This window comes from Affinundibacterium danionis (assembly GCF_042432465.1).
Classification (GTDB): Bacteria; Pseudomonadota; Gammaproteobacteria; order Burkholderiales; family Burkholderiaceae_D; genus Undibacterium; species Undibacterium danionis.
Map to the genome: position 1 here is coordinate 241,566 of NZ_JBHLXJ010000016.1, position 15,859 is coordinate 257,424.

Annotated in this window: 11 protein-coding genes; 4 read left to right on the forward strand and 7 right to left on the reverse strand. The window is 45.0% G+C overall.

Annotation, left to right across the window (positions count from 1 at the left end; translation table 11 throughout):
* Positions 1-49 precede the first annotated feature (49 nt).
* The 3 genes from ACFFJH_RS15585 to ACFFJH_RS15595 form a co-directional block, all read right to left on the reverse strand.
* Positions 50-541, reverse strand: a complete 492-nt coding sequence (locus tag ACFFJH_RS15585) for an asparaginase domain-containing protein (RefSeq protein ID WP_390213855.1) — start codon at positions 539-541, stop codon at positions 50-52.
* Positions 542-626: 85 nt separating this feature from the next.
* Positions 627-827, reverse strand: a complete 201-nt coding sequence (locus tag ACFFJH_RS15590) for a VF530 family protein (RefSeq protein ID WP_390213856.1) — start codon at positions 825-827, stop codon at positions 627-629.
* 2 nt (positions 828-829) lie between these two features.
* The gene (locus tag ACFFJH_RS15595) at positions 830-1,327 is read right to left on the reverse strand and encodes an FKBP-type peptidyl-prolyl cis-trans isomerase (RefSeq protein ID WP_390213857.1); all 498 of its coding nucleotides are present in this window, start codon (positions 1,325-1,327) and stop codon (positions 830-832) included.
* A gap of 242 nt (positions 1,328-1,569) precedes the next feature.
* Between ACFFJH_RS15595 and ACFFJH_RS15600 the strand changes: the two genes are divergently transcribed.
* Positions 1,570-2,802, forward strand: a complete 1,233-nt coding sequence (locus ACFFJH_RS15600; RefSeq protein WP_390213858.1) for an MFS transporter — start codon at positions 1,570-1,572, stop codon at positions 2,800-2,802.
* Here ACFFJH_RS15600 and ACFFJH_RS15605 read toward each other — a convergent pair.
* From ACFFJH_RS15605 to ACFFJH_RS15615, 3 genes are all read right to left on the reverse strand, one after another.
* The gene (locus tag ACFFJH_RS15605) at positions 2,799-3,467 is read right to left on the reverse strand and encodes a riboflavin synthase subunit alpha (RefSeq protein WP_390213859.1); all 669 of its coding nucleotides are present in this window, start codon (positions 3,465-3,467) and stop codon (positions 2,799-2,801) included. The genes ACFFJH_RS15600 and ACFFJH_RS15605 overlap by 4 nt on opposite strands.
* A 77-nt stretch (positions 3,468-3,544) precedes the next feature.
* The gene (locus ACFFJH_RS15610) at positions 3,545-4,495 is read right to left on the reverse strand and encodes a LysR family transcriptional regulator (RefSeq protein WP_390213860.1); all 951 of its coding nucleotides are present in this window, start codon (positions 4,493-4,495) and stop codon (positions 3,545-3,547) included.
* 171 nt (positions 4,496-4,666) lie between these two features.
* The gene (locus ACFFJH_RS15615; RefSeq protein ID WP_390213861.1) at positions 4,667-6,526 is read right to left on the reverse strand and encodes a phosphoenolpyruvate carboxykinase (GTP); all 1,860 of its coding nucleotides are present in this window, start codon (positions 6,524-6,526) and stop codon (positions 4,667-4,669) included.
* Positions 6,527-6,916: 390 nt separating this feature from the next.
* Here ACFFJH_RS15615 and ACFFJH_RS15620 point away from each other — a divergent pair, with 390 nt between their 5' ends.
* Both ACFFJH_RS15620 and ACFFJH_RS15625 read left to right on the forward strand, forming a co-directional pair.
* The gene (locus tag ACFFJH_RS15620) at positions 6,917-7,891 is read left to right on the forward strand and encodes a D-2-hydroxyacid dehydrogenase family protein (protein WP_390213862.1); all 975 of its coding nucleotides are present in this window, start codon (positions 6,917-6,919) and stop codon (positions 7,889-7,891) included.
* Between the two features lie 255 nt (positions 7,892-8,146).
* Positions 8,147-9,553: an L-cystine transporter gene (locus ACFFJH_RS15625; RefSeq protein ID WP_390213863.1), complete on the forward strand. Its 1,407-nt coding sequence runs from the start codon at positions 8,147-8,149 to the stop codon at positions 9,551-9,553.
* Positions 9,554-9,849: 296 nt separating this feature from the next.
* Here the strand turns inward: ACFFJH_RS15625 and ACFFJH_RS15630 are convergent, their stop codons facing one another.
* A complete protein-coding gene (locus ACFFJH_RS15630; RefSeq protein ID WP_390213864.1) occupies positions 9,850-12,918 on the reverse strand; it encodes a TonB-dependent receptor in 3,069 nt (1,022 codons plus the stop codon).
* Between the two features lie 1,246 nt (positions 12,919-14,164).
* On the opposite strand from ACFFJH_RS15630, the gene ACFFJH_RS15635 reads away from it, so the two are divergent.
* Entirely contained in the window at positions 14,165-15,745 is a 1,581-nt protein-coding gene (locus tag ACFFJH_RS15635; protein ID WP_390213865.1) for an amidohydrolase family protein, read from the forward strand.
* Positions 15,746-15,859 lie beyond the last annotated feature (114 nt).

A 15,859-nucleotide genomic window follows, 5' to 3' on the forward strand; every position in this document is an offset into this window, starting at 1 on the left:
GCGATACCTGTATTAAATAATATTAAGTAATATCAAGAAATGACCAATTTTAAGAATTGGTAACAAACACCCCAGCACTGCGATCTTTTTGCACGTTATCCCACAAAAACACCTGACCATTCATCGCGACATAGACGCCCGGCGTCAATAATTGCACCACACCGCAAGCAAATCCTAAATTAAACAAGGCATCCGAATTGGCGATTTCGTAAGGAATCATCGCGCCCGTAAATACGATGACCTTATCCAATTTAGCGGCGCCCAAAACTTGTGCTGTTTCACGCATGGTGTCGGTGCCATGAATAATCACTATCGCTTTTTCTTGCGAATTTTTACAAGACTGCAAAATCTCTTGTCTATCCTTATCCACCATGTCCAAGGAATCAATCAAACTACTGCGTACTTCTAACTCAACTGGCACCGTCAAACGCGCACGTTTTAAAACGTCGGGCAATTGGCTTTCAGAAAACGTGAGTTTGCCAGCCAATTCATCATAATGTTTATCAAAAGTGCCGCCGGTGGCGATGATTCTTAATGTCATACAATTTCTCTCTTAGTTTTTCAAATTTTTTATTTTTTGACTGCTGCATTCATTCTCGTACTCATTTTCGTGCTCATTTCCGCACTCATTTCAGTGTCAAATACAGTTGCTCAACTTTAGCCCTCGCCCACGGGGTCTTGCGCAAAAATTTAAGGCTAGACTTAATGCTAGGCTCGTTCAAAAAACACTGCACAGGCACTAATTCACCCAAGTGCTGCCAACCATACACAGCCACTAATTCTGTCAGTAAGGCCTCTAAAGTCACACCGTCTAAACTACGTGCCATTTTTACTTCTTCACAGAGACCAGTTCAACATCAAACACCAAATGAGAATTAGGTGGAATACTTCCCGAACCCTGAGTGCTGTAGCCAAGATAAGCGGGAATCAGCAAAGTACGTTTACCGCCAACTTTCATCCCCAGTAAACCCATGTCCCAGCCACGTATCACCTGGCGCATACCTAGGGTTATACTTAGTGGCGTGCCCGCATCACGTGAGCTATCAAACTTTGCGCCATGCAAATTCAAGGCTTTATGGTTGTACAACCAACCCGTGTAATGGACTTCGACCGTGCTGCCGTTAGTCGCTTCTTCCCCAGTACCGATCACGGTATCAATAATGCCGAGCTTAGTAATATGCAAAGGCGCTGGTGCAACCACAGCTTGCGGCGTGCTGGCTACACTTGCTTCCACTGCTGTCTGACTTGCTGAATTGGAAGGTGTAGATTGAGTCTGAGCACAAGCAAGAGCAGAAAAAAACATGCCTAAGAAAACACTGTATTTCATAAAACGTTCCAGATAAATTGATAAGGAATTCACATGAGACATTTAAATAAATGCCGATAGCTGCATGATAATCGAAAAAATTACGAATCCCAGAAGGAATTTCGCCCAATTTGAATATTTTAAACGGCATTTTCTAGACCGATAACGGCGATACAGAATAAGTGCTAGCGCTTTCTCCTTATCGCTTAGCAGTTACAATCACCCTATTGCAAGCCATCCCCAAACCCGTATTCCATCCAAGCATGAAAACCTCTTTACTCATCACCGCCGCCTGTTTGTTGGCGATACTTTCTACCATAGGAGCGTCATTACCTTATCCCATTTTGCCGCCTTTATTCGCAGCCGACGCAAGCAATAACTTAAACCACTTTCTGGGCTTACCACCCAAATTATTATTTGGTATCGCCTTGAGCATTAATCCGCTCGGATTATTAATCGGCTCTGGTTTACTTGGTCCTTTATCGGATCGCTATGGACGCCGTCCTATTTTGCTCGGTAGTGCCATCGGCGCGGCGATAGGTCATGCGATTACGGCCTGGGCGCTCATCGCACAATCTTATCCTTTATTTATTTTTGCCCGTTTTGTGACTGGTTTATTGGAAGGGAATTCATCCGTAGCACGTGCGATGCTGGCCGATAGATTGACGGGCGATTTACGGGTACAAGCCTTGGCATGGTTGAATGGTGCGTTTTATGCGGGATGGCTAGCTGGACCTTTGTTGGCGGGCATCACTTTAATCTGGGGTATCACCGTACCGTTTTGGACGGCAGTAGTCGCCTTGTTATTGACCGCTGCATTGATTGCGATGACATTACCGAAAGAAGCGGAATCGCATTTAACAACGTCTTGGTGGCAAGTCGCGCGTGATAAACATTCACTGAATCTAGTGCGTTATCCCGTCATGCGCACGCTGTTTATTATTCAACTGAGCTATACCTGCGGTGTCACCGCATTTTATGAATTTTTCCCGCTATGGCTGGTGGAAAATGGTGGCTATGATGCACAAGGTATCGCTTGGGTCACTGCGGGTTTATGCGGTTTAATGATGGTCAGCTCTATCTTCGCTGGCCGTCCTAACAAAATCGAGCCATTAAAACGCGTGCGTATTCATGCCTATCTCGCTGCCCTAGCCATCGCCTGTGTCGGGATAGGCAATATCTGGTTAGGACTAGTCGCGATTATTTTGTTTGGTTTACCGAATGCGTTTTATAACGCTTTGCTACCAAGCTGGTGCTCAGAAAAATTTGGACATCATGGGCACGGCGCAGTGATGGGTTTAATTTCCACCACCTTTTGCCTCGCCAATATCATTATGGCCTTGGCTGGCGCCGTGCTGACACTGATTGATACCCGCGTGATTTTGCTACTCGGCGCAGCGCTCAGCACTTGGGCCGCATGGCGCATTGGCGTTTGGAAAAAACACTTGGAATCAAATGTAGCAACCGATACGCAAAACATCATGACGACAAATTAAAGCGTTTTTCCTTGTTGTGCCAGCAGCGTTTCTAATGCTGGCAGTAATGGTCCCAAGGTTTCTTGCAACATACTACGCACGGTATCGACCACGACTTGGGTTTGTCTTTCGATTTCTATATTTACCGCATCACCAACTTGCTTTTGCCCAAAAACTGTCATACGCAAGGTCTCTGGAATTAGCCAGACTTCGAACCAATGCTCGTCACGATTGGCTTCCGCGATCGTTAAACTCGCACCGTTAATTGCGATATAGCCTTTGGCGAAAATGTAGCGCATCCATGGCGCTGGCACGGCAAAACGCAGCACGTAATTATTTTCAATCTGACGAATCTGGGCGATCTTTGCCACAAAATCAACGTGCCCGGACAAAGGATGACCACCGATCTCTGCGCCATCTTTGGCGGCACGTTCTACATTGACCTGTGCTTGTTCTGCATAAGCACCCAAAGTCGTAATGTTCAAAGTCTGCTGCATGATGTCAAACTCGGCCGCATTCGGTAACAATTTGGTTACCGTCAAACAGACGCCATCAGTAGCGACGCTGGCACCAATCGCGAGATCGTGATCAAAGCCGTCTGGGAAGGCTAATTGGATGGTTCGCAAGCCCGTTTGATCGACGATTTTCTGTATGCGTGCTACACCTTGTACGATACCTGTGAACATAAAAAATTTTCCATTACTAAAATTATTGAAGCGTATTATTCAGCCTGAGTTATTCCAGCCTAGTTATTCCACCTTAATTATTGCGGTGCTAAAAACATCTCATGCGTCATATTCACAAAATGTTCACGTAACCACTTGTGTGCCGGATTGCGCGCATCTCTCTCATGCCACAACATATCGACGTGGACTTCTGGCGTTTCGAAAGGTAATTCTTTCCACACCAGAGCATCACTCATACCTGTGGAGGCAATAAAGTGCAGAGGCAGAACCGTCAGCAAGTCGGAATTTGCCACGACCTTACCGCCCGTGAAGAACTGATTGACCGTCAATAAAATACGACGCTCGCGTCCCATTTTCAGCAACTCATCATCAATCAAACCATGCGCACGCCCAGAAAAACTCACCAGACAATGATTCGCAGCGCAGTAGCTGTCCAATGTCAATTCTTGGGTAGCGAGTGGATGGTTTTTACTCATCACACAGACATAATGCCCTGAATACAAACGCTCATGGCGTATCGGACTGCGTGCCGCGCCTTGCCCGCCTGATAATTGGGCGACCACACCCGGGAAAAATCCCACCGCGATATCGATGTCACCTTGGATCAGTAATGGCCGTGGTTCTCGCGTCGTGAGTGGCACCATGCGCGCATTCATGTGTGGCGCTTCACGTTCAAAGGCAGTAATTAAAGTCGGCATCCATAAAGCAGCGGTCGAATCCGCCATCGCCATCCTGAATGTCGCTACCGCTTTCGATGGATCGAAGCTAGTCGGCGCAATCGCCGCTTCCAAAGTCGATAAGGCTTCGCGTATGGACGGCCATAAAATTTCCGCGCGCGGTGTCGGCTTTACGCCATATGCGGTTCGGATCAGTAATTCATCATTCAAGGAATAACGCAAACGCTTAATCGCATTGGATACCGCAGGCTGCGTCATCGCCAGTTTGTCAGCGGCTCGAGTCAAATTTTGTTCGACCATGACCGTATCAAATACGCGCAATAAATTAAGATCCAATGTGAGGAAATTCATGGGCACGCTCCTTTTTAAGTCTTGATTATCCCAGATTTAGACAAAAAAGTTGCAATGCACAAAAAAAAGCGCCACCCCTGTCTTTTCAGGGGTAGCGCTTAGTAGTGCAAGATATTTTGTAAGAAATCTAGCGAGACGTTGATATCGCCTAAATTATCTTAGCGACAAGGATTAAGCCAATCGTTGCGCCAAACTTGCTTTAGTTGCTTCCAGAGCTGCAGGTAAGCGATATTTCAGCTTATCAAACAATTCTGTATGCAATACCAACTCGGCATTCCACGCTTCTTTGTCGATAGAAGTGATGGTCTCGAATTGTTCCACTGTGAAATTCAAGCCATCCCAAGTGATATCTTCAAACTTAGGACTGATACCAAAAATGTTTTCTTGACCAGTCGTCGCGCCATCAATGCGTTCCAACATCCACTTCAAAACACGCATATTTTCGCCAAAACCAGGCCAAACGAACTTGCCATTGGCATCGGTACGGAACCAGTTGACGCAGTAAATATTCGGTTGTTTCGCGCCGAGTGCGGTGATTTTCTCACCCATATTGAGCCAGTGTTGGAAGTACTCACTCATGTTGTAACCCATGAATGGCAACATCGCGAATGGATCACGACGTACTACACCTTGCTGCCCAACTGCCGCTGCCGTGGTTTCTGAACCCATGGTCGCCGCCATGTAAACGCCTTCCACCCAATTGCGAGCTTCTGTCACCAAAGGTACCGTGGTGGAACGACGTCCGCCAAAGATGAATGCAGAAATTGGAACACCCGCTGGATCATCCCATGCTGGATCGAGTACAGGATTTTGTGTTGCCGCTACAGTGAAACGAGCGTTTGGATGAGCCGCCTTACGGCCAGTTTCTTTAGCAATCTCTGGCGTCCAATCTTTACCTTGCCAGTCGATCACATGCGCCGGTGCTTCTTTGCTCATACCTTCCCACCAGACATCGCCATCATCCGTCAACGCAACGTTGGTGAAAATGGTGTTCGCAGTCAAAGAAGACATGCAGTTGGAGTTAGTTGCTGTATTCGTGCCTGGTGCCACACCAAAATAACCGGCCTCAGGATTGATCGCATACAAACGACCATCCGCACCTGGCTTAATCCAAGCGATGTCGTCACCAATCGTGGTCACTTTCCAGCCTTTGATGGCGGGGATCAACATGGCGAAATTAGTCTTACCGCAAGCCGATGGGAAAGCCGCAGCAACATAATGTTTTTTACCTTCTGGCGACTCAACACCCAAAATCAACATATGTTCAGCCAACCATCCTTGGTCACGTCCCATGGTAGAAGCGATACGGAGAGCAAAGCATTTTTTGCCCAACAAAGCATTGCCGCCGTAACCGGAACCGAAAGACCAAATTTCACGAGTCTCTGGATAGTGCACGATGTATTTTGTCGCATTGCATGGCCATGCCACGTCTGCCTGACCTTCTGCCAAAGGCGCGCCTACGGTGTGCATGCATGGCACGAAATCGCCATCAGTACCGAGCACGTCATACACGGCTTTACCCATACGGGTCATGATGCGCATATTCACGGCAACATAAGGCGAATCGGATAATTCAACACCAATATGCGCGATAGGTGAACCGAGCGGCCCCATAGAAAATGGCACAACATACATAGTACGACCACGCATGCAACCATCAAACAGCGGATTCAAAGTGGCACGCATTTCGTCCGGTGCCATCCAATTATTGGTTGGACCAGCGTCTTCTTGCTTAGCAGAACAAATGTAAGTACGGTCTTCAACACGCGCTACATCAGAAGGATCGGAGCACGCCAAATAGCTATTTGGACGTTTTGCTTCATTGAGTTTTTTCATGGTGCCAGCGGCGACCATTTGCGCGCATAAACGGTCATACTCTTCTTGCGTGCCATCGCACCAATAGATACGATCTGGCTTAGTTAAAGCCGCCATTTCTGCTACCCAATTGATGAGTTTTTGATGCTTTACGTAAGCGGGTACATCTTGCAAATAAGATGCAGCAGCAACGCCTTGCGTGTAAGGTTGATTCATAATACTAACTCCAATGCCATTTCAATAAAAAATCGGTGTAGCGGCACGGCAAGAACGGCTAGAGAAGCAAGTTGTGCGAACAAGTGGTATTAAGATGGACTCAAATTCAATTCAGAATTTAAAGTCAAACCAAGCTCAAGCAAAACTCACACAATAGCGGCATTTTTTGTCGGAATTAGGAAGACAGACGAGAACATGATAAGTGGTCTGAGATCCAAGCTTTCGCCCGTTGTCTGTTCAGGTAGGAGGCACGGTACGGAAGATTCAAAAAGCTACGTGCAACGTATTCTACACCGACCAGCTAAAATCTGTCGAAAATTGCGTCACAATTAATATCAAAAAAGAATCATTTTTGAAAATATACTTACCCCATTTACAAAAGGACAAAAAATGAAGATTGCCATTTTGGATGATTATCAGGATACGGTACGTCATCTCGACTGCTTTTCATTGCTCAAAGAGCATGAGGTGAAAGTCTTCAATAATCACGCTGTAGGACAGGGTCAGTTGGCAATCCGCCTGGCGCCTTTTGAAGCACTGGTATTAATCCGAGAACGTACCGTACTAAGTCGAGCGTTGTTAAGTAAATTACCCAAGCTGAAATTAATTTCACAAACCGGCAAGGTTGCGGGCAATATCGACCTTGTGGCGGCACAAGAACTTGGCATTACCGTATTAGAAGGAGTGGGAGATCCAACTGCACCTGCCGAGCTCACTTGGGCGCTAATTATGGCGTCCTCCCGCAAAATCACCAATTATTCGGCGCATTTACAAGATGGCCTTTGGCAAACTGCCTCAATTCATCCGCAGCATAATCAACTAGGGCGTGTATTAAAAGGTCGTCAATTGGGCATCTGGGGCTATGGGCGTATAGGCAAACTGGTTGCTGGCTATGCCCGTGCTTTTGGCATGCGTGTCTCCGTATGGGGTAGCGAAGCGAGCCGACTGCAAGCAGAACAGGATGGTCACCAGAGTTCCACTTCAAAACAAGCCTTCTTCGAAACCAGTGACATCATTTCCTTACATTTGCGCCTCCATCCTGCGACACGTGGCATCGTACAGCTGAGTGATTTGCAAGCCATGAAAGCAGACGCGTTATTCGTCAATACAAGTCGCGCGGAATTAGTCGCAACCGATGCACTCACAACGGCTTTGGCGACAGGTCGCCCAGGCTTCGCAGCACTAGATGTATTTGAGAACGAACCACTTCAAAAAGATTCTGTACTTCTCAACAAAGAAAACGTCTTACTGACGCCCCATTTGGGTTATGTGGAAAAAGATAGTTATGAATTATATTTTGGTACCGCGTTTCAAAACATACTGAATTACTGCCAAAAGTGTAGCAATCATTCGACCGAGTTGTGATTCTGCGATGCTTGTGAGGCTTGCCGTGCTCTAGCACAGACTCATTTAACGTCCAGATCTCGATTGCTCGTAATGGTGATTATGATGCGTCTTACTAAGCTATCAAATAAGCTATCAGCTACATTGAAATTAAAGGTGAAAAATCTTAAGAATAAAACGCCATAAACAAAGAACAATTTCTACGTAGCGCCACAATAAAAATATAAGCTAGAATGCCCATTCTGATCGAAACAACAAAACCAAAAAAATAAACCAATGAGCCTCTCTTTCCTCCCCTTAGTCATCAATCTCTTAGTCGCCTTCGGCATATGTACAGGTCTATATTGGTTACAAAGCAAACATATATCGTTCACAAAACGTGTCTTTGTCGCGCTTGGGTCAGGGGTTTTATTGGGCGCTATTTTCCAATACTACTATGGCAATGCATCTCCGATTGTCAGCAGCACCAATGCTTATCTCGACATCATCGGTACTGGCTATGTCAAATTGCTACAGATGATTGTTATCCCTCTCATTTTGGTATCCATCATCAGCGCCATACTAAAATTAAAGAACGTCAGTTCGCTCGGCAAAATTAGCGCCTTAACGATAAGCACCTTAATCATCACTACCATCATCGCTGCTTTGATTGGTTTGTTCATGGCTAAGTTGTTTCATCTTACAACGCTGGGATTAAATTACTCTTCTGCCGAATTCGCGCGCGGACAGTATTTAGAAGGCACCTTGGCAAGCGCAAAAGCGATTACTCTCCCAAGCATGTTATTGAGTTTTATCCCCGAAAACCCTTTCCTCGACATGACTGGCGCGCGCAAAACTTCAACTATTGCAGTCGTGATCTTTGCCATATTGATCGGTATTGCCGCGACTGGCATCGCAGAAAAGAGAGCCGAAGTATTTAAATCATTCGCCCATTTCATTGAAGTTGCACAGACCATCGTGATGCGATTGGTGACACTGATTTTACGCCTAACACCATTCGGTGTATTCGCTCTGATGACGCAAGTCGTTGCGAAATCAAACAAAGACGATATTCTGAATCTGATTAATTTTGTGCTTGCCTCCTATAGTGCTATCTTCATTATGTTTGGCGTGCACCTCGCCATCGTCGCGGCCTGTGGACTCAACCCTATCCGTTATATTCAAAAAATATTTCCGGTGCTTGCATTCGCCTTCACCTCACGCACCAGTGCTGGTGCGATACCCATGAGCGTACAAATTCAACATCAGCGTTTGGGCACACCAGAAGGCATCGCCAACTTTGCCGCATCGTTTGGCTCCACCATGGGACAGAACGGCTGCGCTGGTATTTATCCCGCCATGCTGGCGTTCATGATCGCACCGACCGTAGGTATTGATCCCTTGTCATTTTCCTTCATCGCCTCACTGATCGGCATCATCGCGATCGGCTCAGTCGGCGTTGCTGGCGTTGGCGGTGGAGCAACATTTGCCGCTTTGATCGTGTTATCGTCATTGGATCTGCCAGTTGCATTAGCTGGCTTACTGATTTCCATAGAACCCTTAATCGACATGGGCCGTACTGCATTGAATGTCAGTGGATCGATTACAGCGGGAACGCTGACCAGTCGCCTAATGGGCACTACCGACATGCAGGTGTTTGACCGAGATGCCGCTGTCGATATTGGTGATAGTGCCGCATATTGAGATGTTAATTTGCTGGTTTGGTTTGTCGTGAACTCAAACCTATCCACACTAGGAAGTGGCGCGATTGGGAGCAGAGAGGGAAGATAGTTGTTACTTATTTTCCTGCGGCACTGCGAATAGGAATTCGCTTGTTAGCGTATTTCGACACTTTTTGAACGGCATTTCTGTCTAAGCCACCGCTTTTTCACTCATACAAATCCAAGCTGCCTTTGAAGTCAATCAAGTAGCGATGAAAAAAAAGGGCTCGTTTCGCAACGAGCCCTTTTGCTATTCACGAAGTAATATTACTCTATGAATTAGAACTTCTTACTATACTGCGCTGTAATTCTACCTGTTCTTCCGGTGGCGTAAGAGTTCACACTACCGTAGTAGATGCTTTCACCAGCAGAACGATTGTTATACACCTCATTGTATTTAATTACTTGTTGACTATTAAATACATTGAACACATCCAACTTGATCAGGAATCCCGCGAAGAAACTTGGTTTGTAGACGAAATTCAAATCCAGTTTATTTTCCCACGGCATACGGCCTAAACTACCGCGGGGAACCAACACGTTGTTGTTTTTGTTGGTACCAAAGCAGAAGTGATTGGCGTTACGATAGTTCGGTGACGTACCCAAATTATGATTACCAAAACATGAAATCGGACGACCAGAGCTTACCAACAAGTTGCCACCAACACTAAATTCGCTATTGATCTCATAGACACCAAATGCTTTAATTTGATGGGTACGATCGTTAGGCAATAATCCATCAGCACCTATCGCTTGCTCTTTGTAATCCCACGTAGCCGTCATCGCAATATCAGCCTGTGCGCCGTTACCATCTGAACGAGTTTGACCTTCCGTATTTCCCTTACTGCGAGACCAAGTATAGTTGACCTTACCATACCAGCCGTTGGTAAAAGGATGCTCAAGGAAGAAGTCTAACGCGGTATAAGAGCGCTTTGCTTTCGGGAATCCGATATCGGCAGCTGTCAAAACAACATCTTTATAGACTTTTCCACGTGTTTCTGGATTTCCATTACCGAAATCAACCAAGAACGTATTTGCCTCACCGGGATTAAATAATTGGCAGCCATCAACATAGTCTGTCACCGAAACATTATTTTTCGCAGCCCAATTAGCGAAAGGTCTGCGGTCACACAGATCATCAATGGTAGATTTCAATGTGCGATAGGTTCCCTTAGCACCATAATTCAAAGACGGGGAGTACGCAGCTTCAAAACCGACACTCAACTCATCTTGAAAACTTGGCTTTAAGCCTTTAGCGGAGATGATTTTCGGATCCAATACTTGACCAAATTCATTATTTGACGAAATTAATCCGGTCAGTTTCTTTAAACCCGTTGGAATACCATTGCTGTCAGTACCAGTATAGGCATAATATTCTGTTGCATTTAACGCGCCATTCGCGCCACGCAATGCCATCATCGCTGGCATAGGGACAGTGTAGCGACCTGCACTACCAAACACTTTCATTGACGCATCACCATTCACATCCCATACCGCAGAGAAACGTGGTGTCACTTGGTTCTTCATCTCAATATATTTGACTTGCGCTTTATTTGCGTTATAGAACGATTCGCTACGAACACCAACGGTCAATAAGAGATTTTTTGTCGCTTGATATTTATCTTCGATATAGAACGCACTTTGGCCTGAATAAGCATTGGACACGGTTGAGTACAATTGCTTACCGACATAATATCCTGCATCTGCTAACGCGCCATTTCCAGTTCCCTTTAGGGTAGGAATTTGCCCACCATCAACTTCGGTAGGGATAGCTGGATTTTCTGATCGTCCATATGCCCATGTTCCGCCACCCGCAGCGGCTTCGCCTGCATTCAAGGCAGTTACTTCTATCTTATCCATACCACCACGGACGGTATGTTGCCCGATACGATATTCTAGGTCTAAGCGATACGATTTTTGATCCATGGCAGATTTTGGATCAATTTGATTGTCATGAATCGCTTGTGAGGAATTGTAGTTCAAACCAGGAGCGCGGACATTGTCATCTGCTGTTACGCCAAATAAGCTTGGTTGATAACCTTGAAATTGTTTCAATAATTTCGCGTTACTTTTTCCTGCGAGCGCCGTTAATGTTAAGTTATCAGTTAGCGTACCAAGATAACGCAGTACTTGAGAGTCACCGCCATTGGCACCTTCTGTCAACTCAGAATAAACACTGGAATTTACTTTATTGCCACGAGCACCTGTAACATAGTCATAGCCGCTGTAGCGGGTATCATTCTTCGGCTTATCACCAATTAAGGTCAACTCTAAGCGATGATCGTCGGAAATATTCCAATCGAATTTACCAAGGTAACGATTCAATTGACCATTATTCTTGTTCCAACCATCGACATCGTTACTTGAACGCTGCGAGTCACCCGTCACACCTTGGGTGTTGTTGCGCGTGCCTTCCAAGGACAAGAACATAAAGAGCTTGTCTTCAATAATAGGGCCACCAACATAGGCACCAACTTGATATTGGTTACGCTCATACTGACTATTACGTGAGATTATTTTACCATCCGTGGCAAGCGTATTTGGCTTGCCAATTTTAGCAAAATAAGTATCTTTATCCTTTGCGCGGAAGGCATTTGGCGACCAAAATGCAGCCGCGCCGGCTTCCCAATTATTGGTTCCGCTCTTTGTAATGATATTCACCACACCACCGATAGAGCGCCCAAATTCAGCGCCATAGCCACCGACCATCACTTGAGCCTGTGCAATCGCGCCAAATGGCAGTTCAGAGGAGCCCAATTGATTGAAATTATTGGTAACTGGATAACCGTTGATATAGTAGGCATTTTCGGAAGCACCACCTCCAGCAAAACTCGGACCCGCATATCCCACGTCCGATTTTGTTGTATTTGGCGCGAGTGCGATGATACCGCTCAAGTTACGCGCGACTGGCAGTCTATCCAATTCTTTCGCGGTAAACACGGCACCATTTGAGGCGTTGGTTACGTCAATTCTGGTACGTTTTGCACTAACTTGAACAGATTGTGTGACACCGCTAGCAAAGACTGCCTCAGCACCTTGACCGGCCAAAACGTCAACACTTGCGCTCGCAATCACGGAACTACCTTTTAATGCGGTTACCGCATAGGTGCCAGGTGGCAATGCGGTCACAGTAAATTTACCATCCGATCCGACTGTTACCGTACGGCTTGCATTGGTCGCTGTATTTTTAACAACAATACTATCCGCGCTGCCCGCGCTCAAGGTGCCATACAGAGTGCCTGAAGCATTAGACTGTGCCATGGCAGTCGAGACAAACCCGACCGAGCCTATACTCACACCAAAGGCGAGAACTAGTGCGTGGGCGACGACACTTTTCTTGAAGATCATATTTTTTCTTGACATGTAATTACCTTTTAAAATTTAAGTTTCCATGTTTTTGGGAAGTTGTTTCGACTTCGAACCAGGTACTTCCTTGCACAAACATTCGTTTGCCTACACGATTTTTAGATTTGACCTCAATAAACACGCCTCCCTCCAACTTTTCATAAGACCTGATAAGTTGGACTTTCCATGCTTATTAATTCATACAAAAAAATCGCTGGGAAATGAAAACATTTTTCACTATCCGATGTCAATTCAATAGTTTGTAAATAACTAGTCTAACTATACATAAAAATCCTAACAAAATGAGTGTGTTGCTTCTTTTTGGTAATTACAGAATCGAAATGAAGTAGAAAAAAACCACAAAAAATCATATTTTTCGAATAAATCCATATTTTATTTTGAAAATTTCAAAAATTCGGAATTTTAACCAAATTTTATTTTCCAATTTACAATATATTAACGAGGATTCTTATGCAAAAATAGACTAAGCTGCGCGGCAAAAAAACAACGTTTTGGCTAGCCATATGACAATCGCATTAACAGTACACAGAAAATTTTATTTTTTATTACATGCATTGCTCATTCATGATCAATCAGTTTGAACATTGAGAGTTCAGGAGCACTTGATTCGTCACTAGTGCTAGGTAAAGTACTTCGGAATATTGTCAATAATGAAATGCACTTCTAAAAAAGATCTAAATTTCATTGCGCTTAAGATATTTAATTATTAATATAAAATATTTTTATAAAATTTAAAATTCGAGTAAGAAAATTACTTTGCATATAGCGACAAACGACACAGAACCAATTAATCATAGAAATAATTCTTCAAGCCTAATCGGTTACGATTTGGCCGCCTAGCAGTCTGTTATATCTAGATGCAGTGCTAGATCCCACCTTGATACTTAAAACTGCTTATGCTCACCACTATTAAAAATAGCGATCCACACTATATCGATAGCTCATTCAACTGATAACGGCATCGTTAATGTAATTCAACAAATTAATCCCTAATACGAAATTCTTGTGACTGAAAAAGTTTGGAGAGTAAATAAAAATGTACCCGCTATCTTTTTCATTAAAATAGATTAGAAATATTCGCACCCAAGCTGAAATTCACTTTTCCCATATCCAGCCAGTCAATTTCGAGGAACAATGAGCGCTTGTAACATCTACTTCTTTATTACAAAGCAAATTCAGAAGATAGTAGTGGCTTGCTACATTAAACGCAGTAGATAGAAGAAGCGACATGAAACTTATCCACAGTATTTTTTCATTACTTCTAGGCTCAACGATTACACTAAGCCAAATTAATGCAAACGAACAACACTTCAAAGTCCCTCCAGCACCTGATCGCCATGAAGGTCAGGGACCGTATTCCCAATTAATTCTGCGCGAAGTTACCGTCATTAATGGCACTGGCGCACCTGCCTTTGGACCGGCGGATATCGTCATTGAAGGTAACAAAATTACCCAGGTAGTAATTGTCGGCACACCAACGTCGGATGTCCGAGGCAATCGTCCGCAGTTGAAAGCTGGCGGCAAAGAAATGAAGCTTGCTGGACATTATGTGATGCCTGGCATCATTGATATGCATGGACATATTGGCGGTGCAGAACAAGGCACTCCGGCTGAATACGTTTATAAATTATGGATGGGACACGGTATTACCACGATACGTGATCCCTCTTGCGGCAATGGCTTAGAGTTTTGTTTAAGTGAAAAAAAGCGCAGTGCAGAAAACAAGATTACGGCGCCACGTATACTTGCTTACCCTTATTTCGGTCAAGGTCAACACGCGCCTTTCACCACACCGGAACAGGCGCGTGCTTGGGTGAGAGATATGAAAGCAAAGGGTGCTGACGGTTTGAAATGTTTCGGCTACCGACCCGATATTCTACAAGCCGCTTTAGAAGAAACTAAAAAGCAAGGCATGCGCTCAGCGTGCCATCACGCGCAAATCGATGTCGCGCGTGTCAATGTTCTGAATACTGCACGTTGGGGTTTAACCTCAATGGAGCACTGGTATGGTTTACCTGAAGCCTTATTCGACGGCCAAACAGTACAAAATTACCCCGCCGATTACAACTATCAAAACGAACAACAACGCTTCGCGCAAGCCGGTCGCTTGTGGGCGCAGGCGGCTAAGCCTGGTAGTGCTAAATGGAATGCAGTAATGGAGGAATTACTGAAACTCGACTTCACTATCGATCCCACTTTCACCATTTATCAAGCCGCGCGCGACTTAATGCGCGCTCAACGTTCGGTGTGGCATGACGAATATACCTTACCGTCATTGTGGAAATTTTATTCGCCCAACCCTGACTCACATGGATCGTTTTTCTTTGACTGGGGTACCGAAGATGAAGTCGCTTGGAAAGAAAATTATCGTATGTGGATGCAGTTCGTGAACGAATATAAGAATCGTGGCGGGCGTGTCACGGTGGGTTCTGATTCTGGCTTCATCTATAAGCTTTATGGCTTTGGCACGATAGAAGAACTTGAATTATTAAGAGAAGCGGGCTTCCATCCATTAGAAGTCATGAAAGCGGCAACCTTATCAGGTGCGGAAGCCTTAGGTATCAATCACATCACGGGCAGTATCGAAGCAGGTAAGCTGGCAGACCTTGCCATTCTGGATGAAAATCCTCTGGCAAACTTCAAGGTTTTATACGGTACAGGACACACTAGGCTCAAAGCAAATGTTGGAGTAGAACAAGTTGGTGGCATCAAATATACGGTCAAGGATGGTATCGTATATGACGCAAAACAACTATTAGCTGATGTCAAAGCAATGGTGAAGCAGGCAAAACAAATTAGTCCTAAATGACAGCAAGCTGTATATGCGTCGGAACGTCTATACAGCAGGTCACCTCGTTAATTGAAGGTAGCGAGAAGAATGACAAATTAGGCCAAACCGTTTTTGATTCTTACTCGTCAGCAC